The organism is Stenotrophomonas sp. 89682_Sma, assembly GCF_056481405.1.
Map to the genome: position 1 here is coordinate 4,601,893 of NZ_CM151147.1, position 20,851 is coordinate 4,622,743.

Consider the following 20,851-nt stretch of genomic DNA (forward strand, 5'->3'; position numbering starts at 1 on the left):
GTCAGCCGACGATGGCGGCGGGATCAACGGCGTTTCCCCGACGGGGTTCAGCAATGTGGCGGCGGCGTTCAGGCAACGCCACCGCCCTGCGGTCGCTTACTTTACCTTGGCGTAGGTGCCCTTCAGCGCCACGCCGGCGACGAAGGTGCCGGCCCAGCACTCGTAGTTGGTGCTGCTCTTGAACTCGTTCTTCTTGTAGTAGCTGACGATGTCGACCACCGCGTTGGCACCGCGCGACTTGGCGCCATCCTGCAGCGCGCGCAGCGCCGACAGCGCGACCCAGCGGCAGGCTTCGGCGTCGCTCTTGTTGGCGGCGTTGGTCTTCTTGTTGGTCACGTCTTCGCCCAGGCGCTGCTGCACACCGACCGGCTGGCCGGCCAGGTAGAAGCGCACGCTGCCGTCAATGCCGGCGTCCCTGGCGGCCTGCGAGCTGACCAGCTCCTGCAGGGACTGCTCGACGCGGGTATCGCGGGCGGAAGCGGTGGAGGTCAGGGCCAGCAGTGCGGTGGCCGTGGCGATCATCAGGGTGCGGCGCATCGGAACATCTCCTTGTCGAGGGTGCGGGTGGGTTGCGGAAAAAGGCGGGATGGGACGGCGGATCATTCGCTCCAGCGGCGGAACACCAGCGAGGTGTTGATGCCGCCGAAGGCGAAGTTGTTGCTCATCACGTACTCGGCCTGCAGTTCGCGGCCCTGCCCGGTGATGAAGTCGAGCTGGCCGCAGCGCGGATCGACCTCGGCCAGGTTCAGGGTCGGCGCGAACCAGCCGGCGCGCATCATTTCGATGCTCAGCCAGGCCTCGAACGCACCACAGGCACCGAGCATGTGGCCGACGTAGCTCTTCAGCGAGCTGATCGGCACGCGGCTGCCGAACACCTGCGCGGTCGCCTGGGTCTCGGCGATGTCGCCGTGATCGGTGGCGGTGCCGTGGGCATTGACGTAGTCGATCTGCGCCGGCTCCAGGCCTGCATCTTCCAGCGCCAGGCGCATGGCGGTGGCCATGGTGTCGGCGCTGGGCTGGGTGACGTGCTGGCCATCGCTGTTGGTGCCATACCCGACCACCTCGGCCAGGATGGTGGCGCCGCGTGCCTGCGCGTGCTCCAGGTCTTCCAGGATCAGCGTGCAGGCACCCTCGCCCAGCACCAGGCCATCGCGGCCGGCATCGAACGGGCGCGGCGTGGTCTGCGGCGCGTCGTTGCGCACGCTGGTGGCGAACAGGGTGTCGAACACCGCCGCAGCGGTGGCATCGAGCTGCTCGGCACCACCGGCGACCATCACCGTCTGCTTGCCGCTGCGGATCGCTTCATAGGCCGCGCCCACGCCCTGGCTGCCCGAGGTGCAGGCACTGGACGTGGTGTAGACGCGCCCGGACAGGCCGAAGAACACGCCGATGTTGACCGGCGCGGTGTGGCTCATCATCTTCAGGTAGGTGGTGGCGCTGATGCCATCGGTGGTGAACTCGTTGAGCATGCGCCCGAACTCGCCGGTGGCTTCGTGACTGCCCGACGAGGAACCGTAGGCCACGCCGGTGCGGCCGCTGCGCAGCACCGGGTGCTCGTGCAGGCCGGCCTCGCGCAGCGCCACTTCGGTGGCGCGCACCGACATGATCGCGACCTTGCCCATCGAGCGGGTGGTCTTGCGGTTGTAGTTCGGCGGCAGCTCGAAGTCCTGCGCCGGCGCGGCCAGCTTGGTGTTCAGGCCGGCGTAGACATCCCATTCGGGCATCGTGCGCACCGCGTTGCGGCAGCTGCGCAGGTGCGCTTCGATGGTCGGCCAGTCATGGCCGAGCGGACTGATCGCGGACGCGCCGGTCACCACTACGCGACGATCGGCGGCCATCAGAGCATGCCTCCGTTCACCGAGATCACCTGGCGGGTGATGTAGCCGGCCGGCTCGGACAGCAGGAACGCCACCGTGGCGGCCACTTCGTCGGGACGGCCGACACGGCCGGCGGGAATCAGCTTGAGCGCGTGTTCAACCACTTCGTCGTTGAGCATTTCGGTCTCGATCAGGCCCGGGGCCACGCAGTTGACGGTGATCTGGCGGCTGGCCAGTTCCAGCGCCAAGGCCTTGGTGGCGCCGATGATGCCGGCCTTGGCGGCACTGTAGTTGACCTGCCCGCGGTTGCCGGCCAGGCCGGATACCGACGACAGGGTGACGATGCGGCCGGGTTTGCGCCGCCGCACCATCGGCATGATCAGCGGATGCAGTACGTTGTAGAAGCCATCCAGGTTGGTGTGGATGACCTGGTCCCAATCATCGGCCGACAGTGCCGGGAAGGCGCCGTCGCGGGCGATGCCGGCATTGCAGACCACGCCGTAATACGCGCCGTGCGCTTCGACATCGGCCTCCAGCACGGCGCGTGCATCCTCTCGATCGGCCACGTCGAACATCAGCACGCGGGCCTGCTGGCCCAATGCGTGGATCTCGGCCATCACGGCCTGTGCCTCATCCAGGCGGCTGCGGCAATGCACCACCACGTCGAAGCCATCGCGCGCGATGCGCAGCGCAATGGCCCGGCCGATGCCGCGGCTGGCGCCGGTCACCAGCACGCTTCGATTCCCTGTCATGCCTGTCCACTCTCCAGATAGGCCATCGCATCGGCCGGTTCGAACACCGACACGTTGGCTGTCGCCCATTCGTCCTCGCCCGCCAGGATGCGGCAGGCGAACATCCCCAATCCATTGTCACCCAACAGCTCGCAGCGCGCCTGTACACGCAGTCGCGAGCCGGTGGGGAAGCTGCTGCGCGCGCTGTTGTAGCGGCGGCTGCCGAGCAGGAAACCGAGCTGCGGCGGCTTGCCGGCCGCGCGCGCGCGGCAGCCGGCCCAGGCGGCGATGGCCTGTGCCATGTATTCGATGCCCACCCAGGCCGGCACTTCGTGGTTCTCCACGAACAGGCCGGCCTCGGGCACCACCAGTTCGGCCTCGATGGCGTCCTGGTCCCAGTGCGTGATGCGCTCCAGCAGGCACATGTCCTGGCGGTGCGGCACCACCTCTTCAATCGCATACAGCATGTTCATCGGCGTTCCAGCGCCAGCACGGCATTGCTGCCGCCGAAGGCGAACGAGTTGCTCAGCACCCGCCGCGGCGGCTGTGCCAGGCGGGTAGCGGGCGCGACCAGCGGCAGCGTCGGCAGCGCGGGATCCGCCACGCCATCCCACCAGTGCGGTGGCAGCTGCTGCTGCGGGTTCTCGGCCAGCAGGATCCAGCACAATGCGGCTTCGATCGCGCCCGATGCACCCAGCGTATGGCCGGTCAGCGGCTTGGTCGAACTGGCCGGAACGTCATTGCCCAGCACCTGGGAAACCGCCAGGCTCTCCATTGCATCGTTGTGCCCGGTGGCGGTGCCATGCAGGTTCACGTAGTCCACTTCATCGGCGGCCCAACCGGCACGCTGCAGCGCCTGCTGCAGAGCATCAATGGCGCCCAGGCCCTGCGGGTCGGGCGCGGACATGTGGTGGGCGTCGGCCGATTCGCCCCACCCGGCCAGGCACACCGGGCCCGGCTCGCGGGTGAGCAGGAACAACGCGGCGCCTTCACCGATGTTGATGCCGGCGCGGTGCTGCGAGAACGGGTTGCAGCGCAGGGCCGACACCGATTCCAGCGCACTGAAGCCGGCCACGGTGAAGCGGCACAGCGAATCGGCGCCGCCGGCGATCACGGCGTCGACGATACCGGCGCGCAGCATGCGCGCGGCCGACATCAGTGCCTTGGCACTGGAGGAGCAGGCGGTGGACAGGGTCCACGCCGGACCCTGGGCGCCGCTGCGCTGGCGCACGAACTGCGCAGCAGTCCCCATTTCCTGCTGGGCGTAATCGAAGCCCTGCGGCCACTGGCCCTGTTCGGCGTAGGTGCGCAGGGCCTGCTCGGATTCACCGATGCCCGAGGTGCTGGTGCCCAGCACCACCGCCACGCGCTCGGCACCGTGGCGGGCGATGGCAGCACTGACCGCCGGTGCGATCTGTGCCAGTGCCACCTCCAGCAGTGCGTTGTTGCGCCCGCGCAGGGCGACCGGCAGGTCCTCCAGCGCCGGCAGCGGCGTGCGCACTTCGCCCAGCGCCAGGGTGCGCCCCGGCAGCAGGCGGTCGTTGTCGCTGAGCCCGCCCGGCACATCGGCGAACATCGCCGACGCGACCGAGGCGCGGCCCTCGCCAAGCGCGCAGACCATGCCCAGGTCGTTCAGGTAGATCGGTGCACTCATCGGTCCTGCCCGGCCATGTCGATCGATTCAATGCGCAGGGCGTAGCCTTCGGCGCGATTGTCCAGCTGCACGCTGCCATCGTCCAGGCGCTGCAGCTGCAACCACACCGTGCCGTCGCGCGACAGGCTGCGCTGCTGGCCGTCATCGCTGACCTGCCAACCGGCCGGCAACGCGGCGGCAATGGCCGCGGTCGGCCACAGCGCGAACTGCAGGTCATCCAGCACGCGCTCGGCACGCACCTGCGGCGGCAGCCACGGCGCGCGCTGCTGGGTCAGCTGCTGGCCGTCCCACTGCAGGCGCACGCCGGTCTGGCCCATCGCCTGCACCGCCAGCTGCACCTGCTGCGCATCGGCTTCCAGCAGAGCATCCAGGTCGCGCTCATGCGTGCCGAACCGGAAATGCAGCTGCTGCTGCAGTGCCAGCGGCGCCGGCAGGCTGGCCGGCGACAGGCGCAGCGGCGGCAGTTCCACCTGTGGCTTGGGCATGCGGCCGGCACAGGCGGCCAGCAGCAGGCACAGCAGCAGGGCCGCAGTACGGAAGATCAGGCGCTGCACAGTTCCTCCAGCACGCGCATGCGGCGGCCGCTTTCGTCGGCCACATACGGGTTGTTGGTGTCCCAGGCGTATCCGGCCAGGATGGAACTGATCATGTTGCGTACTTCCGGCTGCTGCTGCGGGTGGTAGATGATCTTCTGGAAGCCGCCCTGGTACCAGCTTTCCACGAAGCGGCGGAAGGTCTTCACGCCTGCACGCAGCGGCCTGGAGAACTCCGCCTCCCAGTCCACGGTTTCGCCGGCATAGCGGCGCGCCAGGCACTCGCTGGCCAGCTGCGCGGACTTGAAGGCAATGGTCACGCCGGAGGAGAACACCGGGTCGAGGAACTCGCCGGCGTTGCCCAGCAGCGCATAGCCCGGGCCCCACAGCGAGCTGACATTGGCCGAGTAGCCGGTGATGCGGCGCACCGGCAGCACCGCCCATTCGGCATTGGCCAGCAGCCCGGTCAGGTTGGGGTCCTCGCCGACGATGGCCTGCAGCTTCTGCAGGTCGTCGCCTCCGTAGCGCTCGAAGAACGACGGCTCGGCGACCACGCCCAGCGAGCAGCAGCCGTTGGAGAACGGAATCGTCCAGTACCAGACGTCGATGTGCTCGGGGTGGGTGGTGATCAGGATCTTGTTGCGGTCGAAGTCCGCCTCGGCCGGGATGTTGTCGCGGACGTGGCAGAAGATCGCGCCGCGCACCGGGAAGTTGGACGGCGACTCCAGCTGCAGCAGGCGCGGCAGCAGGCGCGCGAAGCCGGAGGCATCGAGGATGAAGTCGGCTTCGATGCGGTATTCGCTGCCATCCGGGCGGCGCACGTTCACCGCCGGCTGTTCACCGGGTTCGACCGACAGCACTTCATCACCGAAACGCAGCGTGGTTCCCATGCGCTCGGCGCCGCGTGCCAGCACGTTGTCGAAGTCGGCGCGCTGCACCTGGTAGGTGGTGCCCCAGCCCGGCGAGAACTTCTTCCGGAAGTCGAAGGCGGTACGTGCTTCACCGTGCACGAAGGCCGCGCCATTCTTGTACTGGAAACCGGCCTCGACCACGTCCTGCAGCAGCCCGGCCGCTTCGATGTACTCCATGCTCTGCGGCAGCAGGCTTTCGCCGATGGAGAAGCGCGGGAACTGCTGGCGCTCCAGCATCAGCACCTGGCGGCCCTGCTGGCGCAGCATCGCCGCGGCGACCGAGCCGGCCGGGCCCGCGCCGATGATCAGGATTTCAGTGCGTTCGACAGCATCCACAGCAGTACTCATCGGGGCGTCCTTGTTGCTCGATCAGAGGGAAAGAAGAAAAGCGGAAGGCGGGCTCAGGCTGGCGGCAGATCGTGCGGCGGCGGCCGGAACAGCGGCGAGATCAGCCAGACCAGGCCGATGCCGAACAGCAGGGTCAGGCCGAACGCGCGCAGCGCCGGGGTCTGCGACAGGCCCAGCAGGCCGAACGACAGCCAGGTGCTGGCCGCGCCCACGCACACCGCCAGCCATGCACTGGCATCGCCACGGTGCTCGATCAGGAAGATGCCGTAGTCGATGCCCATGCCCAGCAGCAGCATCAGCGCCAGTACGTTGAACAGCTGCAGCGGCTGGCCGAACAGGCCCAGCAGCCCAAGGGTCAGCGCGCCGGCAATCAGGGTCGGGGCAAACACGCGCCAGGCCTGGCGGCGGTAGCGCAGCCACAGCGCGCCGAACACCAGTGCAATGCCGACCAGCAGCAGCCCGCCCATCAGCTTGCGATAGTGGCCCAGCAGCTTGGAGAAATCAGAGGTGCGGTCTACCCAGCGCACGCCGGGCAGGCCTTCGGCGGCACCTTCCAGCGTGGCCAGGGCATCGGCGCGCGACAGGTCATCAACCATCACCACGCTGATCATCTGCCCACCGACCTCACCCACCCACAGGTGGCGGAACGGCTGCGACGCCGGCGAGGCCAGGAAGGCCTCGGCACTAAGCGGCGCAGCCGCGAACTGCGGTCGCTGCAGCGGCTCGCCCACCGCCTCGGACACGGCATCCAGCACGCCCGGTTCCACCTTCGCGGTCAGCGCCGCATCGGCCTGCTGGCGCGCGGGCGACGGCAACCAGTCGCTGATCGCGCGGTAGCCGCCGATGCGCTTGTCATCGGCCAGCGCACGCAGGCGTTCGGTCAGTGCCTCTTCGCGCTGCAGCAGCTGCGCCGCATCGGTGCCCTGCAACAGGTAGAACTGCGCCGGGCTGGGCATGCCCAGCAGCTGGCTCAGGCGGATCTGCTGGGCCATCAGCGCCGGCGGCGACGACTGCAGGCTGCGCAGGTCGTCGTTGCTCTGCAGGCGCGCGATGCCCACCGCGGACAGCGCCAGCGCGGCCACCACGAAGATCGCCACCGGGCGGCGGCCGTGCAGGCGCGGGAATCGCTCCAGCGTATTGCCCAGCCACTGCGAGAAACGGGTCTGGCGGATCTCGCCGCCATCCAGCCACGGGAACCAGAAGATCACCGTGAGGAAAGCCGCGGCCAGGCCCACCACCGAGAACAGCGCCATCTGGCGCAGGCCCGGGAACGGGGCCAGGCCCAACGCGAGGTAGGCCAGCGCACTGGTCAGCAGGGCCAGCCACAGGCCGGGCAGCAGATGCCGCAGCAGCTTCCAGCGACGGTCGGCCGGTTCGGCCTGGCGCGACGCAAACCAGTGGATGCCGTAGTCCTCGGCCACGCCCACCAGCGATGCGCCGAACACCAGGGTCAGCACGTGCACCTTGCCAAACACCAGCACGGTCACCGCCAGTGCCACGCCGCAGCCGATCAGCAGCGAGGCGGCCACCAGCAGGATCGGGCGCAGCGAACGGAACGCCAGCCACACCAGCAGCAGCACCGCAGCCAGTGAACCCCAACCGATCGTGTTGATTTCCTGGTTGGCCTGCACCGCCGCCGCTTCAGCATGCAGGGGCACACCGGCATGCAGGATTTCCAGCGACGGCGCAGCCGCCTTGGCCGCCTTTCCGGCCCGCTCCAGCAGGCCATCAAGATGGCGCTCGCCATCGAGCTGGAACGCCGAACCCGGCGTATCGAACTGCAACGCCGCCCAATGCTTGCCCTCGGCTTCGAGCAGGCCGTCATCGCCCAGGCGCAGGCCCGACCCCTGCGCCTGCTGCTGCCACCACTGCGGCCACAGCGACAGCGGGTCCTGCCGCCAGTCGGTCAGGCGCGGCGCGCCCATCGGGCCATACAGCGCGGCCAGCGCCTGTTCGGCCAGCGCCCCGGTTTCGCTGTTCTGCAGCTGGTTGCGCTGGTCGGGAGTCAGCAGGCGGTCGCGGTACGGCGCATAGAACGCGCGCGCCTCATCGAACCAGCCTTCGATCGAACCACTGGGCACCAGCAACGCGCTGTCGGCATCGGCAGCCATGGCCGCGGCGAACGCGGACTGCGCGCACTTGGCGGCGGCACCGTCCTGGCTGCCAAGCAGCACCACCACCTGCCGCGAACTGCCATCGGCGATGCGCCGGGTGACATCGCTCAACAGGCGGTCATGCGCATCCTGCGGCAGCAACGCGAGGATGTCGGTGTCGATCCGGGATTGCTGGCTCCACAAATGCCACTGCTGTGCGCCCAGCGCCAGCAGCAGCGCAAGCCAGGCAATGCCCAGCCAGTGCCACCAGCGCCGCAGCCGGTCCGGTACGTTCGATGCCACGGCCTCACTCAAAGCGGCGCGCCTCGTCGGCGTTGAGCGCGGCCGGGGCCTCGCTCAACGCACTGAACTGGATCTGCGTGCGGTCCTTGTTGGCCTCGATGATCTCGACCTGGCGCACGTAGCGGTCACCTTGCAGCGTCAACGATTCGAAGGCCTTGGCCAGCATCGCCGACTTCGGTGTCAGGCGCAGGCGCCAGCCCTGCCCTTCGCGGCTGGCAGCGACGTTGAACTGACTGGACAGCGCCTGCACGTCGCCGCTCATCAGCGCGAACATGATCGCGTTGACCGAGCGCATCGCCGGCTGCTGCCGCGCGTCGAGCTCGACGCGGGTGCTGCCATCGCGCTGGCGGCTGAGGATGCGGTCGGCGGTGACCACCACTTCAGAAGGGAACGGCTTGAGCGTGGTCCAGATCACGCCGTGCTGGCGCGCGACCACGAACCGGCCCTGCGAACGCAGCGGGTTCTTGAAGCCACTGACCTGTTTTTCCTGGCTGAACTGGCCACGCAGCACGTCGGGCCGCGCCACCGTCTGGGTGATCGCATCGACGGCGGAATCGGCCGCCTGTACACGTGGTATGGCCACCAGCAGCAGCGCGCACAGCAGCACGCTCGAAAGACGGGCAATCATCGTCACGGCGCAGGCACTCCAAGGCGTTCCCACAGCACCGGCGGGCACTGGTACAGCATTTCCTTGCTGGCCGCGTCCACCGCGACCTGGATGGTCATCGCACGGGTCAGCACCTGGCCGCTTTCCGCATCGAGGATTTCGTACTCGATCTTCAGCCGGTTCTCCCATTCCACGATGCGCGCGACCACGCGCAGGGCCTGGTTGAACAGCAGCGGGCGCACGTATTTCACCCGCGCATCGACCACCGGCCACAGGTAGCCCGATTCGAGCATCTGCGGGTAGTCGTAGTCGTAGCGGCCGAGCAGCGCGCAGCGCGCGATCTCGAAGTACTTGAAGTAGTTGCCATGCCAGACCACGTTCATCGGATCGCAGTCATGGAAGGCAGGGGTCAGCGTGATTTCGCCGACCCGTTCGAGGGCCTCATTCACCGGCATACAGCTCCCAACGTTGCGCGCGGATCTCCACCAGCAGTTCCCGCAGCTCGCGATCCAGCGCGCGGTCTTCCTCGACCAGGGCGATGCGCTGCCCCAGGTCGGCGTACATGTCGGCCAGACTGCCATGCAGCTGCGCATTCAGGCCAACCCGTTCGCGCAGGGCCAGGCCCTGGCGCGCGGCAATCAGCATCGCCGCCACCACCTGTTCAGTCAGTTCGATCACGCGCAGGCAGTCGCGCGCGGCGATGGTGCCCATGCTGACCTTGTCCTGGTTGTGGCATTCGGTCGAACGCGAGAACACGCTGGCCGGCATGGTCTGCTTCAGCGCTTCGGCGGTCCACGCCGACACGCTGATCTGCAGCGCCTTCAGGCCATGGTTGATGGCCGCGCGCGGGCCGGTGGCCGCCGACAGGTTGGCAGGCAGCCCATGGTTGTAGCGGGCATCGACCACCAGTGCCAGCTGCCGGTCGAGCAGGTCGGCAACATTGGCCACGGTGTTCTTCAGGGTGTCCATCGCCAGCGCGATGTGGCCGCCGTAGAAGTGGCCACCGTGCAGGATGCGCTCGCCGTCTGCGTCGATCAGCGGATTGTCGTTGGCACTGTTCAGCTCGGTCTCGATCAGCTGGCGCAGGAACGGCAGGCTGTCCTCCAGCACGCCGATCACATGCGGCGCGCAACGCAGCGAGTAGCGATCCTGCAGGCGCTGTTCATTGCGCGGCGGACGCTCGCTGTGCAGGTCGCTGCGCAGGCGCGCGGCGATGCGGCCCTGGCCCGGGTGCGGCTTGGCTGCGAACAGGGTTTCGTCGAAGTGGTGCGCGTTGCCGTCGCTGGCCAGCACGTTGAACGCGGTCAGGCGCGTGGCCATGCGGGCCAGGTAATCGGCGCGCTGCCAGGCCAGGCAGGCCAGGCCGGTCATCACCGCGGTGCCGTTCATGATCGCCAGGCCTTCCTTCGGTCGCAGCTTCAGCGGGGTCATGCCGATCTTCGCCAGCACCGGGCCGGCCGGCTGCACCTGGCCTTCGAACAGTACCTCACGCTCACCGCACAGCACCGCCGCCACGTACGACAGCGGGGTCAGGTCACCACTGGCACCAACCGAGCCTTCGGCCGGAATCATCGGCAGCACGTCATGCTGCAGCAGCGTGGCCAGGCCTTCCAGCAGTGGCAGGCTGACACCGGACATGCCGCGCACCAGAGAGGCCAGGCGCGCCGCCAGCACCGCACGGGTCTCGACCGGGTCCAGGTAACGACCCAGGCCGCAGCCGTGGTAGGTGTACAGATGGTGCGGCAGCTCGGCCACCAGTGCCGGCGGGATGTTCACCGTGCACGAATCGCCATAGCCGGTGGTCACGCCGTAGATCACGCCATCCTCGCGCAGCAGGCGGTCGAGGAAGTCGGCGCCGCGCTGGATGTGCGCGCGGAATGCCGGCGCGTCGCTCAGTGCGGCCTCGCACTGGCGCTGGGCCAGGGCCACCACGTCTTCGATGGTCAACGGTGCATCGCCAAAGCGGCACGCGGGTACGGCGTCAGTCGTCATGTGGAGCCTGATCCCAGAAGGGGAAGAAATTGAACCAGTCCAGCGGGGACTGGATGACCTGGAGTTCCAGCCAGCGCGCGAAGCGCTGTGCCTGTTCGGCCAGCGCGGCATCGCGCGAGCCACGCGGCAGCACGATGCGTTCGGCGAACTGTTCGAATGCCACGCGATAGCCTTCGCCCTGGTGCAGGCAGGCCATGGTGTAGACCGGGCAGCCCAACGCGGCGGCCAGCACATAGGCGCCGATCGGGAACGGCGCGCGATGGCCGAGGAAATCGGCGGTGACGCTGCGGCCGCCCTGCACCGGCGTGCGGTCGCCGACGATGGCGACGAAGCCACCGGCCGCCACGCGCTCGGCCAGCATCACGGCGGTGGCCGGTCCCATTTCGGTCACCTGCACCAGTTCCACCGCCGCCAGCGGGTCCAGCCGCTGCAGCAGGCGGTTGAAGCGCTGCGCATGTGCGGTATGCACCAGCACGGTGATGCGGAAACCCGGCACCTGCTCGGCCAGCACCTGGCACAGTTCCAGGCAGCCGATGTGTGCGGTCAGGATCAGGCCGCCTTCGCGGCGCGCGATCTTCTGCAGTACCAGGTCGCGATGCAGGTGGATGCGTTCGGCCGGGTAGCGCCCGCCCAGGCCGAAGATCTTGTCCAGCATCGTGTCGGCGAAGGCGAAGAAGTGGCGCAGGCTGTCGCGCCGCGTGGGTGCGCGGCCCAGCACGCCGCTGTGTGCCTGCAGCCGCTGCAGGTACTGCATCGAGGCCTGGCGGCCGACGCGGTTGCCCAACCAGTGGCAGGTCACTACCGGCCACACGCAGAGGCGGAACGGCCAGCGCCCGAACCAGCGGTGCACCCAGCACAGGAACAGCACGCCGGCCACCGACGTGGATTCGCCGATGTCGGCCCAGTGTGGGGCGTCCTGCGCGGCCGCCATCTCAGCACTGCCCCCGCAGGCGGCGCCACAGCAGGCGCGGTGCGCGCCAGAGCATGCCGAAGAACAGGCGGGTGTGCATGCGGCTGATACGTACGTTGTCACGCCACACATCGAAGTGCGACACGCCATCGGCGGGATAGGTCACGCGCGTGGCCAGGTGTTCGACCGGCACCTGCCGCCAGTACAGGCGAACCATCACTTCAGTATCGAAATCCATGCGCCGGCCGATGGTCTCTTCACCGACCAGGCGCAGCACCGGCGGCAGTGGATACACGCGGAAGCCGCACATGGTGTCGCGCAGGTGCAGCGACAGCGTGTTGATCCAGACCCAGATGTGGGTGGCGTAGCGGCCGTACAGGCGCGCTTTCGGAACACTGGCGTCGTAGGCCGGAATGCCGCAGATCACCGCACCCGGGTGCGCGCGCGCCGCCTCGATGAAGCGCGGCAGGTCGGCGGTATCGTGCTGGCCGTCGGCATCGATCTGCAGCACGTGGCTGTAGCCACGCGCAGCGGCTTCGGCAAAACCGGCCAGCATCGCCCCACCCTTGCCCTGGTTGATGTCCAGGCGCAGCAGGTCGACGCCGTGGCGCTGCGCCAGCGAACGCAGCACCGTCGCGCACGCCTCATGCGAGCCATCGTCGACCAGCAGGCACGGCAGGCCGGTGGCCTGCACGCCGTCGACCACCGCCGCGATAGCGTGCTCGTGGTCGTAGACGGGAATCACCACCAGTGGCGCGAACGCGGCACCGGCAACGGCCGGGTCAGTCCGCATCGGCGAAAACCACCTTGCCGCTGGCATGCACACCGTGGCTGGAGGTGTAGCGGAAGGCCAGAACATTGCGTGTGGCATCCCAGTCCAGCTGCAGTGTCAGCTCATCACCCGGGCGGGCCACGTGCTGGAACTTCACCGCATCCATGCGCAGGAAAGCGGTCGGCATCGCGAATGCCTGGCGGCCGAAACGCACGGCCCAGTCCAGCTGCGCCACGCCGGGCAGGATCGCCGCCTGCGGGAAATGGCCCTGGAACGGCCGCAGCGCCGGGTCGAGGGTCATGCGCAGGGTGGCGCTTGCAGCGTCGCGGTGCTCCCATGCCGGTACCGGCATCAACGTTTGGAAGAGCGCCGCCAGTGCCGCCTGGGTGACCTTGCCCTGTGCGTTGATCGGCAGCGCCTGCACCAGGCGCCAGCGGCGCGGCCGGGTGACCGCGTCATGTGCCTGTGCCAGGCGCGCGCCAAGGCGCTGGCCCAGCGCGCGGCGCGCGGCATCGCCCCCCTCCAGCAGCGCCGGATCGGCCGGTACCACCACCGCTGCCAGCTGCTCGCGCTGTCCTGGCAGGACCAGCACGCGCACCTCGTCCACTTCGGCGTCTTCGCGCAGCGCGCGTTCCAGCGCATCCAGCGAAACGCGGCGCTCTTCGATCTTGACGATGCGGTCGGCACGGCCCAGCAGGCGGAAGCGGCCATCGGCCAAGGCTTCCACGCGGTCCTGGGTGCGCCACCAGTCGAGGGTTTCCAGATGCGCCGAGGCGACGGCCAGGCAGCCATCCTCGATGCGCCATTGCACGCCCGGCAGCGGCTGCCACGGCGGCAGGTCGGTGTCCCAGCGGCGCCAGGCGATACCACCGGTCTCGCTGCTGCCGTAAACCTCGGTCGGTGCCACGCCCAGCCACTGCCGTACCTGGCGTGCAGCTTCTTCCGGCAGTGGGCCACCGGAGGAGAACACCGCGCGCAGGCGACCATGCAGGCTGGCCCAGTCGAGCTGCTCAGGCAGGCGCTTGAGGTGGGCTGGCGTCGCCACCAGCACCGTGTCGGTACCAGTCAGCGCGCCTACCAGGTCTTCGTGGAAGAACCGGCGCGGATGGATCAGGCGGCCGGCCGCCAGCGGCCACAGCACGCGGAACAGCAGGCCGTAGATGTGCTGGTGGGACACCGTGCCATGCACCTGCACGCCTTCCAGCTGCGCGCCGAACGCAGCCTGCAGCGCATCCACCTCGCGCGCCAGCTGGTCCATGCGCTTGTTGATCGCACTGGGCTGGCCGGTGCTGCCGGAGGTGAACACGCACAGCTCGCAGCCGCGCTCGTCCAGCACCTGCAGTTCGCCGTCAACGCCAACGGCGGGGGCAACCAGCGGTCGGTAGTCGGCGGAAACATCACCGGCGAAACCGCTCACCTGTGGCTGCAGCGCCTGCAGCGTGGCCGGCAGGTTGTCGGCGGCCAGGAACACCCGCTTGCCGGCATGCCAGGCGCCGAACAGCGCCGCAGCGAAGGCCACCGCGTCATCGAAGTACAGGGCCCAGTCGCGGCCATCGGCAGCAGCAAAGGCCGCGCGCCAGGCCAGCACCCGCTGGCGGAAGCGGGGGTGATCGATCACCTCGCCATCGCAGAGGCCGATGCGGCGCTGCGGCTGCGGGTCCACCAGCAGCCGGTCCAGGGCGATCCACTCAGCCATGCGCGTGCGCTGCCTTGACCCGACGCCGCACCAGCCACTCACCTGCAAACAACACGCCCATCATCACGTACGCCAACAATCCGTTGTAGAGCATCCAGACCCGGTCCGACGCGTAAAGCGCGGTCAGCAGGGCCAGGCTGCCGTTGAGAACGAAGAAGCCACACCACACCTGGGTGACGCGGCGGGTATAGGCCACCGCGAACGCCGGCAGGTCCGGCTCCTGCAACCGCGCCAGGCGTTCCACCAGCGGCGGGCCGAAGCGCAGGCTGGTGCCGAACACCGCCAGCATCACCACGTTCACCAATGCCGGGTACAACTTCAGCGGCAGGGCCTGGTTGAGCACGGTGGCCAGCACGGCCAGCAGGCCGGTACCCGCGGCGGCGGCCCACCACAGCGGCTGGCGCGTACTCAGCGCACGCAGCAGGGCCAGGGTGAACAGCAGCAGCGACAGCCAGCGTGGCTCGAAACGGCCCATCGCCAGGTACACCAGCACCGGGTAGGCCAGCGAAATCGCAGCCACCACGAACGTGCGTGCGCGTGCCATGGCGGAGCCGCCGGCGCTGCGGTCAGGCGGCTGCCTGGTCCGGCAGCAGCCCGTGCACGACATCGACGATGTCCTGTACGGTGCGCACGGCCTTGAACGCTTCCGGCTGCAGGTTGCGGCCAAGCAGCGGCTTGAGCTGCACGATCAGGTCGACCGCATCGATGCTGTCGATGTCCAGGTCGTCGTACAGGCGTGCCTCGGGGGTGATCCGGGCGGTTTCGATCTCGAAGCTGTCGGTCAGGATGCTGACGATGCGTTCGAACAGTTCATTCTTGGTCATGGCAATTCCTGGCGCCGTTACGACTGGCGGGCGGCGACGAACTCGCCGAGCGCGCGCACGCTGGAGAAATGGCGACGGGTTTCTTCCGAGTCGGCCGAGAGGCTGACACCGTACTTCTTCTGCAGCGCCAGGCCCAGCTCCAGCGCGTCGATCGAATCCAGGCCGAGGCCTTCGACGAACAGCGGCGCGGTCGGATCGATGTCCTCCGGCGTGATGTCCTCCAGCGAAAGGGAGGAAATGATCAATTCCTTGATCTCGTGCTCAAGTGCTTGCACGGGGCGGCTCTCCAGACAGGTCGAAATAACGAGAAAGTTGCTCGGTAACGCGGCGTGCCGCCAAGGCATCCCCCCTTGGCGAGTCGTCTTCGGCCAAGAAAGGCGCGATCGGGATATCTTCGCCGATCTGCAGCCGAACGTGAAAGCGACGTGAGGGGACACGATACCACTTCTGCCCCTTGGTCAGGGTTGGCGGGGTGCAGGTGATCCGCACCGGGGTGATGTCCAGGCGGCCACGCACCGCGATGTTGGCCGCGCCCCGCTGCAGGCGCGGCGGCTGTCCGGGCACGCTGCGGGTGCCTTCCGGGAAGATGACCAAGGTACCGCCGGCCTGCACCGCGGCTACGCAGTCGTCCACCAGGCCAGCGCCGTCATCATTGGAGATGTAGCCAGCCGCCCGCACCGGACCACGCATGAACGGGTTGCAGGCCACGGCCCGCTTGACCACGCAATCGGCGTTGGGCAGCAACGAAATCAGGCAGACCACGTCGATCAGGGTCGGGTGATTGGCCAGAACCAGCAAACCGTCGCGCTGCAGGCGTTCCCGGCCTTCGATCTGCAGGGTCATCACCCCCAGCCGGCACATCAGCCGGACATGGCTGGCAAAGGCGGCCTGGACCACGCGCCGGGCGCGCCGGCGACGGGCCACCGGGTCCCGCATCAGCAGCAGCACCGGCATCACCAGGACACCGAGCAGCAGCCCGCCGAGGCCAAACGCAGCAAAGCTCAGGCCGGTGCCGAAGACCCGCCAGGCGTGATCGAGGCGGCGCAGCAGCTCACTCACGGCGGCCCCAGCGCCAACGCTGGCCGTGGGCCACGTGCTCCAGCGCCGGCGCGCCGGACAACAGGAAGCGGTGCAGGTCCAGCGCGTGCGGCAGCAGGCCCGGCGCGGAAGTGGCCTGTTCTTCGGCCGGCTGCCACTGCAGAGAAAGCGTCGGGTGGCCCGCGGCGGGCGCGGTCAACCGCCAGCACCACGCAAAGAACGGGTCCGGTTCGTCGGCGAACGTCGCGTAAATTTCAGGAAGCGAAGATTCGTAGACCACCACCCGCACCTCGCGGGCGCCATCGGCCAGCAGGCCAACGGCCTCCAGGCACGCGGCCTCGACCGTGGCCTGGCCGGCAGCCAATGCCAGGTAGTTGCCGCGATGGCCGCGGGCGATTGAATACAGTGCGGCGATCGCGTTGTGCACCGACAGGCCGAATCCAGTGGGCGACAACGGCTGGTCGCCGACCAGCGCACCCAACAGGTCCATCGAACGTGCGACGTCGCCATGGCGGCTGGCGAACACCAGCGGCACGTCGTTGTCGGCCCCCTGCCCATCCTCGCACCAGCACGCGGCCTGGATCGCCATGCGGCCCAACCGCTCGATGCGACGGCGTTGCATTGCCGGAACCTCCGCCAGTGCCGGGGTATCGCCGCCATGCGGCAGGTACGGCGCATCGGCCCAGCCCAGCCACTGGCTACGCTCGCTCAGGCCGGGCGCCCACGCGGCCCAGTCGACGATGGAGAATTCAATCATTTAGCGTTGGTGCTTCAACGGGAGAACGATAGGCACGAGCCATTACGGCGACGCGCGGCGGCCCCCATTCCTGCAGCCGTGCGTCCGTCCAGGACGTCGCCGGCTGCCCCCCTGGCCGCCGGAAAGGAGCGCACGCTAGCACGTCCCGCGCAGGGTGTGCAGGTTTCACATTCCCCAACGCGGGGCCGGGCAACGGCCGGCCCCGCCTTCAATCGATCAGTGGTAACCGGTGTCGGCGTGCACCTTGCCGCGGAATACCCGATAGGACCAGGCCGTATAGCCGAGGATGACCGGCAACAGAATGACCAACCCAACCAGCGTGAAGCCCAGCGAGGACGCCGGCGCCGCCGCCTGCCACAGGGTCATCGACGGCGGCAGCAGGTACGGCCACATGCCCAGCACCAGGCCGAGGAAGCCGAGCACGAACAGGGCCAGGCTGAGCAGGAACGGCGGCAGGTCACGGCGAGGATGGGTGGCACTGCGCCACAGCGCGGCTGCCACCGCCAGGGTCAACAGCGGCACCGGCGACAGCCACCAGAAGTTGCCGTCGCTGAACCAGCGCGCCATCAGCCGCGAATCGAGGAACGGCAGCCAGCTGCTGACCAGGCCCATCGCCGCGATCACCGCCACCACCAGCGGCCGGGTCATCTGCCGCGCCAGCGCCTGCACGCGCCCTTCGGTCTTCAGGATCAGCCAGGTGCTGCCCAGCAGCGCATAGCCGGCCACCAGCGCGGCACCGGTCAGCATCGCGAACGGGCTGAACCAGGCGAACGGTCCGCCCTGATAGACGCCGTCCACCAGCGGGATGCCCTGCACCAGGGTGCCCAGGATCACGCCCTGGGCGAAGGTCGCCAGCAGCGAACCGAGGCCGAACGCCACGCTCCACAGCCGGCGCGAACGATGCGCCTTGAAGCGGAACTCGAAGGCCACGCCACGGAACACCAGCGCCACCACCAGCAGCAGCACCGGCAGGTACAGCGCCGACAACAGCACCGCATAGGCCTTGGGGAAGGCCGCCAGCAGGCCCGCGCCGCCCAGCACGAGCCAGGTCTCATTGCCGTCCCAGATCGGCGCGGCGGTGTTCATCATCAGGTCCAGCTGTTCCTCGTCCTCGGCGAACGGCGCGAGGATGCCGATGCCGAGCACGAAGCCGTCCAGCACCACGTACATCAGCACGCCAAAACCGATCACCGCGAACCACGCCACCGGCAGCCAGGTCATCAGGTCCATGTCAGCGCTCCTCCAGCGGTTCGTCGGCCGCCGACAGCGGGCGTGCCGGGGTGTGGCTGCCGTGGTCCAGCGATGGCCCTTCGGCGTACGGCTGCGGCCCATGGCGCAGGATCTTCACCAGATACCAGATGCCCCAGCCGAACACGAAGGCGTAGCCGACCACGTAAACGCCCAGCGACAGCGCGGTCATCCATGCACTCTGCGGGCCGACCGCATCAGCGGTGCGCAGCACGCCATACACCACCCACGGCTGGCGGCCCATCTCGGTGACGAACCAACCCGACAGCAGCGCGATGAAACCGCTGGGCAGCATCCAGTTCCAGCCGCGCAGCAGCCAAGGTGAATCCAGCAGCTTGTTCCGCCACAACTGAAAGGCCGAGACCCAGGCCAGCAGCAGCATCAACGTGCCCAGCCCGACCATGATGCGGAAGGCGAAGAACACCGGCGTCACCGGCGGCCGCTCGCTGGCGGGGACCGAGGTCAGCGGATCGAAGGTGCCGTCCAGGCTGTGGGTGAGGATCACGCTGCCCAGCTTCGGGATGGCAACTTCGAAGTCGTTGCGCTCTTCCTTTTCGTTGGGCAGCGCGAACACCACCAGGGGTACGCCCTCGCCCTCCTTCGTTTCATGCCAATGCGCTTCCATCGCCGCGATCTTCATCGGCTGGTGCTTGAGCGTGTTCAGGCCATGCATGTCGCCGACGAAGATCTGCACCGGCACGGTCAGCGCGGCGAATGCCACGGCGGCGATCAGCATGCGCCGGCCCGCTTCCACGTGCGTGCCCTTGCGCAGGTACCACGCACCCACGCCACCAATCACGAAACAGGTGGTGATGAACGAGCCCAGCGCCATGTGCGCGAGGCGGTAGGGGAACGAGGGATTGAACACCACCTGCCACCAGTCCACCGGATGCACGATGCCGTTGACCATCTCGTAGCCGGCCGGCGTGTGCAGCCAGCTGTTGGACGACAGGATCCAGAACGTAGAGAACAGCGTGCCCAGCGCCACCATGCAGGTGGACAGGAAATGCAGGCGCGGCGAGACCCGGCCCCAGCCGAACATCATCACGCCGAGGAAGCTGGCTTCCAGGAAGAACGCGGTCAGCACCTCGTAGGTCAGCAGCGGGCCGATGACCGTGCCGGCCACCTCGCTCAGCCGTGGCCAGTTGGTGCCGAACTGGAAGGCCATGACGATGCCGCTGACCACGCCCATACCGAACGACACCGCGAAGATCTTCTGCCAGAAGAAATACAGCTCGCGCCACACGGGCAACTTCGTGCGCAGCCAGCGCCACTCGATGAAGGCCAGCCAGCTGGCCGTGCCGATGGTGAAGGCGGGGAACAGCACATGGAAACTGATGACGAATCCGAACTGGATCCGGGACAACAACAACGCGTCCAAGGGACGCCTCCTGCCTGCGACCGGTGGGATACCGGACCACTTTAGGAGGATTTGGTTAAGGTGGGATGCGACCGGGTGACGCGCTGCTTCACTTTGTCGCAGGGGAAGCTGGGTGACAGGATGAATGGGCTACAGGGGCTTCAGCAAGGCCAAGGGCTGCTCCTTGGCGATTCGCAGGGCCCGGGGCACAAGTGCAGTCAAGCAGGCCGCCATCACCAGCACGAAAGCGCTCGATATCGAGAACCACGGTGAACCCCCGATGTCGTCCCGTGGCGGCCAGAACCACTGCAACGACATAGCGCCAAGCATGGCACCGGAAGTGGTGAGCAGTGAAACCTCGAACATGATTTCAGCAAAGATCGCGGATCCGGGCGCCCCCAATGTCCGTCGGACCCCAATGGAGTGCCGACGTCGATCGAGCCACGCGCCTACGACCCCGGAAACACCGACCATCAGCACACCGAGAACAACGGCCGTCATGATCGCGAGCACGATCGTAGCGAAACGATCAGCCTTGACGTACGCATCGCGATAACCCGCCAGCGTCTCGACACCGGCCGGATTCATGATCCGATAAGGCCGCTGCAGCGCATCGACAACGCGATCAAGCCATGAGCGCTCGACCTCCAACATCCACTTCGCCAGATAGTAGCGACTCGCGCCCATGGGAAGGCCCGGAAGCAACGCCCACTGCGAGTCTCGCTCATTGCCCCCTGGTGCCGGCCCGGGGACGGACGCGAACACGCCCACCACGACCCGACTGCTGCCGGGGCCGAAATGAAGTTGCCGGCCAACGGCCCTCTCTGTTCCGAACAGACTCGCAGCCAGTGCTTCACTGATCAGAACCACCCGAGCACCTTCACTCATGTCGTCCTCGGTGACAGCCCTTCCCTGCACGGTTCCCGCGCCCAGCATCGCCAGCAAGCCAGCACTGGCTGTTACCACGGGAATGCGATCACACCCAGCAATGTCTGTCGTGCCCCCGTTCATCGAGTGCATCATGGCCAACTCACTGGTGCACACACCGTATCGATGGGCTCTTCCTCCGAACGGAACCGCGTCGCTCACAACGGTGTCCTGAACGCCAGGCAGCCGAATGGCGGACAGGTCTGTTCGCAGCACTGCAGCATCCGCGCCGTCTTCGCCATCCGAGACCCTGACCACACCAATCGATGCTGCATCCTTGATGTTCCGAGTGCTCAATCTGGAGAAACTGTCCATGGCGGACTGCAATGC

Annotated in this window: 22 protein-coding genes; all 22 read right to left on the reverse strand. The window is 68.0% G+C overall.

Annotation, left to right across the window (positions count from 1 at the left end):
• Positions 1-96: 96 nt before the first annotated feature.
• Positions 97-537, reverse strand: coding sequence for an excinuclease ATPase subunit (locus ACZK29_RS21175; RefSeq protein ID WP_106549966.1), 441 nt, complete (start codon positions 535-537; stop codon positions 97-99).
• A gap of 62 nt (positions 538-599) precedes the next feature.
• Positions 600-1,838: a beta-ketoacyl-ACP synthase gene (locus ACZK29_RS21180; protein WP_100443721.1), complete on the reverse strand. Its 1,239-nt coding sequence runs from the start codon at positions 1,836-1,838 to the stop codon at positions 600-602.
• The gene (locus ACZK29_RS21185; RefSeq protein ID WP_111113152.1) at positions 1,838-2,569 is read right to left on the reverse strand and encodes a 3-ketoacyl-ACP reductase FabG2; all 732 of its coding nucleotides are present in this window, start codon (positions 2,567-2,569) and stop codon (positions 1,838-1,840) included. The genes ACZK29_RS21180 and ACZK29_RS21185 overlap by 1 nt, the downstream gene beginning before the upstream one ends.
• A complete protein-coding gene (locus tag ACZK29_RS21190) occupies positions 2,566-3,021 on the reverse strand; it encodes a hotdog family protein (RefSeq protein ID WP_111204279.1) in 456 nt (151 codons plus the stop codon). Before ACZK29_RS21190 ends, ACZK29_RS21185 begins: the two co-directional genes overlap by 4 nt.
• Positions 3,018-4,202: a beta-ketoacyl-[acyl-carrier-protein] synthase family protein gene (locus tag ACZK29_RS21195; RefSeq protein ID WP_111204280.1), complete on the reverse strand. Its 1,185-nt coding sequence runs from the start codon at positions 4,200-4,202 to the stop codon at positions 3,018-3,020. Before ACZK29_RS21195 ends, ACZK29_RS21190 begins: the two co-directional genes overlap by 4 nt.
• Positions 4,199-4,756 (reverse strand): DUF3261 domain-containing protein, encoded by a 558-nt coding sequence (locus ACZK29_RS21200; RefSeq protein WP_478417501.1) that lies wholly within the window; start codon positions 4,754-4,756, stop codon positions 4,199-4,201. The genes ACZK29_RS21195 and ACZK29_RS21200 overlap by 4 nt, the downstream gene beginning before the upstream one ends.
• Positions 4,744-5,994, reverse strand: coding sequence for an NAD(P)/FAD-dependent oxidoreductase (locus ACZK29_RS21205; protein ID WP_111204282.1), 1,251 nt, complete (start codon positions 5,992-5,994; stop codon positions 4,744-4,746). Before ACZK29_RS21205 ends, ACZK29_RS21200 begins: the two co-directional genes overlap by 13 nt.
• 53 nt (positions 5,995-6,047) lie before the next feature.
• Positions 6,048-8,402, reverse strand: coding sequence for an MMPL family transporter (locus tag ACZK29_RS21210; protein ID WP_478446473.1), 2,355 nt, complete (start codon positions 8,400-8,402; stop codon positions 6,048-6,050).
• Positions 8,395-9,018 carry an outer membrane lipoprotein carrier protein LolA gene (locus ACZK29_RS21215; protein WP_181502609.1) on the reverse strand — a complete coding sequence of 208 codons (624 nt, stop codon included), beginning with the start codon at positions 9,016-9,018 and terminating at the stop codon, positions 8,395-8,397. The genes ACZK29_RS21210 and ACZK29_RS21215 overlap by 8 nt, the downstream gene beginning before the upstream one ends.
• A gap of 2 nt (positions 9,019-9,020) precedes the next feature.
• Entirely contained in the window at positions 9,021-9,452 is a 432-nt protein-coding gene (locus tag ACZK29_RS21220) for an acyl-CoA thioesterase (RefSeq protein ID WP_106549975.1), read from the reverse strand.
• The gene (locus tag ACZK29_RS21225) at positions 9,439-10,989 is read right to left on the reverse strand and encodes an HAL/PAL/TAL family ammonia-lyase (protein ID WP_111204285.1); all 1,551 of its coding nucleotides are present in this window, start codon (positions 10,987-10,989) and stop codon (positions 9,439-9,441) included. The genes ACZK29_RS21220 and ACZK29_RS21225 overlap by 14 nt, the downstream gene beginning before the upstream one ends.
• Positions 10,979-11,920, reverse strand: a complete 942-nt coding sequence (locus ACZK29_RS21230; RefSeq protein ID WP_478446474.1) for an LpxL/LpxP family acyltransferase — start codon at positions 11,918-11,920, stop codon at positions 10,979-10,981. Before ACZK29_RS21230 ends, ACZK29_RS21225 begins: the two co-directional genes overlap by 11 nt.
• Position 11,921: 1 nt before the next feature.
• Positions 11,922-12,692 (reverse strand): glycosyltransferase family 2 protein, encoded by a 771-nt coding sequence (locus ACZK29_RS21235; RefSeq protein ID WP_286074523.1) that lies wholly within the window; start codon positions 12,690-12,692, stop codon positions 11,922-11,924.
• Positions 12,682-14,367, reverse strand: coding sequence for an ApeI family dehydratase (locus tag ACZK29_RS21240; protein WP_478446475.1), 1,686 nt, complete (start codon positions 14,365-14,367; stop codon positions 12,682-12,684). The genes ACZK29_RS21235 and ACZK29_RS21240 overlap by 11 nt, the downstream gene beginning before the upstream one ends.
• A complete protein-coding gene (locus tag ACZK29_RS21245) occupies positions 14,360-14,911 on the reverse strand; it encodes a COG4648 family protein (protein WP_049431675.1) in 552 nt (183 codons plus the stop codon). Before ACZK29_RS21245 ends, ACZK29_RS21240 begins: the two co-directional genes overlap by 8 nt.
• A 22-nt stretch (positions 14,912-14,933) precedes the next feature.
• Positions 14,934-15,191, reverse strand: a complete 258-nt coding sequence (locus ACZK29_RS21250; RefSeq protein ID WP_005411609.1) for an acyl carrier protein — start codon at positions 15,189-15,191, stop codon at positions 14,934-14,936.
• 17 nt (positions 15,192-15,208) lie between these two features.
• Complete coding sequence (locus ACZK29_RS21255) at positions 15,209-15,466, reverse strand: phosphopantetheine-binding protein (RefSeq protein ID WP_005411610.1); 258 nt, start codon at positions 15,464-15,466, stop codon at positions 15,209-15,211.
• Positions 15,453-16,250, reverse strand: coding sequence for a lysophospholipid acyltransferase family protein (locus ACZK29_RS21260; protein ID WP_164146479.1), 798 nt, complete (start codon positions 16,248-16,250; stop codon positions 15,453-15,455). The genes ACZK29_RS21255 and ACZK29_RS21260 overlap by 14 nt, the downstream gene beginning before the upstream one ends.
• Positions 16,243-16,986, reverse strand: coding sequence for a beta-ketoacyl synthase chain length factor (locus ACZK29_RS21265; RefSeq protein WP_111204289.1), 744 nt, complete (start codon positions 16,984-16,986; stop codon positions 16,243-16,245). Before ACZK29_RS21265 ends, ACZK29_RS21260 begins: the two co-directional genes overlap by 8 nt.
• Before the next feature lie 216 nt (positions 16,987-17,202).
• Positions 17,203-18,216, reverse strand: a complete 1,014-nt coding sequence (cydB, locus tag ACZK29_RS21270; RefSeq protein WP_005414876.1) for a cytochrome d ubiquinol oxidase subunit II — start codon at positions 18,214-18,216, stop codon at positions 17,203-17,205.
• A 1-nt stretch (position 18,217) separates the two neighbouring features.
• Positions 18,218-19,615 carry a cytochrome ubiquinol oxidase subunit I gene (locus ACZK29_RS21275; RefSeq protein WP_164146478.1) on the reverse strand — a complete coding sequence of 466 codons (1,398 nt, stop codon included), beginning with the start codon at positions 19,613-19,615 and terminating at the stop codon, positions 18,218-18,220.
• Between the two features lie 129 nt (positions 19,616-19,744).
• Positions 19,745-20,836 carry an ABC transporter permease gene (locus ACZK29_RS21280; protein ID WP_239503936.1) on the reverse strand — a complete coding sequence of 364 codons (1,092 nt, stop codon included), beginning with the start codon at positions 20,834-20,836 and terminating at the stop codon, positions 19,745-19,747.
• Positions 20,837-20,851: the final 15 nt, after the last annotated feature.

Bases quoted from the DNA above. Each gene is read 5' to 3' on its own strand.
- ACZK29_RS21175 (WP_106549966.1), bottom strand. From the start codon at position 537: ATGCGCCGCACCCTGATGATCGCCACGGCCACCGCACTGCTGGCCCTG.
- ACZK29_RS21180 (WP_100443721.1), bottom strand. From the start codon at position 1,838: ATGGCCGCCGATCGTCGCGTAGTGGTGACCGGCGCGTCCGCGATCAGT.
- ACZK29_RS21185 (WP_111113152.1), bottom strand. From the start codon at position 2,569: ATGACAGGGAATCGAAGCGTGCTGGTGACCGGCGCCAGCCGCGGCATC.
- ACZK29_RS21190 (WP_111204279.1), bottom strand. From the start codon at position 3,021: ATGAACATGCTGTATGCGATTGAAGAGGTGGTGCCGCACCGCCAGGAC.
- ACZK29_RS21195 (WP_111204280.1), bottom strand. From the start codon at position 4,202: ATGAGTGCACCGATCTACCTGAACGACCTGGGCATGGTCTGCGCGCTT.
- ACZK29_RS21205 (WP_111204282.1), bottom strand. From the start codon at position 5,994: ATGAGTACTGCTGTGGATGCTGTCGAACGCACTGAAATCCTGATCATC.
- ACZK29_RS21215 (WP_181502609.1), bottom strand. From the start codon at position 9,018: ATGATTGCCCGTCTTTCGAGCGTGCTGCTGTGCGCGCTGCTGCTGGTG.
- ACZK29_RS21220 (WP_106549975.1), bottom strand. From the start codon at position 9,452: ATGCCGGTGAATGAGGCCCTCGAACGGGTCGGCGAAATCACGCTGACC.
- ACZK29_RS21225 (WP_111204285.1), bottom strand. From the start codon at position 10,989: ATGACGACTGACGCCGTACCCGCGTGCCGCTTTGGCGATGCACCGTTG.
- ACZK29_RS21230 (WP_478446474.1), bottom strand. From the start codon at position 11,920: ATGGCGGCCGCGCAGGACGCCCCACACTGGGCCGACATCGGCGAATCC.
- ACZK29_RS21235 (WP_286074523.1), bottom strand. From the start codon at position 12,692: ATGCGGACTGACCCGGCCGTTGCCGGTGCCGCGTTCGCGCCACTGGTG.
- ACZK29_RS21240 (WP_478446475.1), bottom strand. From the start codon at position 14,367: ATGGCTGAGTGGATCGCCCTGGACCGGCTGCTGGTGGACCCGCAGCCG.
- ACZK29_RS21245 (WP_049431675.1), bottom strand. From the start codon at position 14,911: ATGGCACGCGCACGCACGTTCGTGGTGGCTGCGATTTCGCTGGCCTAC.
- ACZK29_RS21250 (WP_005411609.1), bottom strand. From the start codon at position 15,191: ATGACCAAGAATGAACTGTTCGAACGCATCGTCAGCATCCTGACCGAC.
- ACZK29_RS21265 (WP_111204289.1), bottom strand. From the start codon at position 16,986: ATGATTGAATTCTCCATCGTCGACTGGGCCGCGTGGGCGCCCGGCCTG.
- cydB (WP_005414876.1), bottom strand. From the start codon at position 18,216: ATGGACCTGATGACCTGGCTGCCGGTGGCGTGGTTCGCGGTGATCGGT.
- ACZK29_RS21280 (WP_239503936.1), bottom strand. From the start codon at position 20,836: ATGGACAGTTTCTCCAGATTGAGCACTCGGAACATCAAGGATGCAGCA.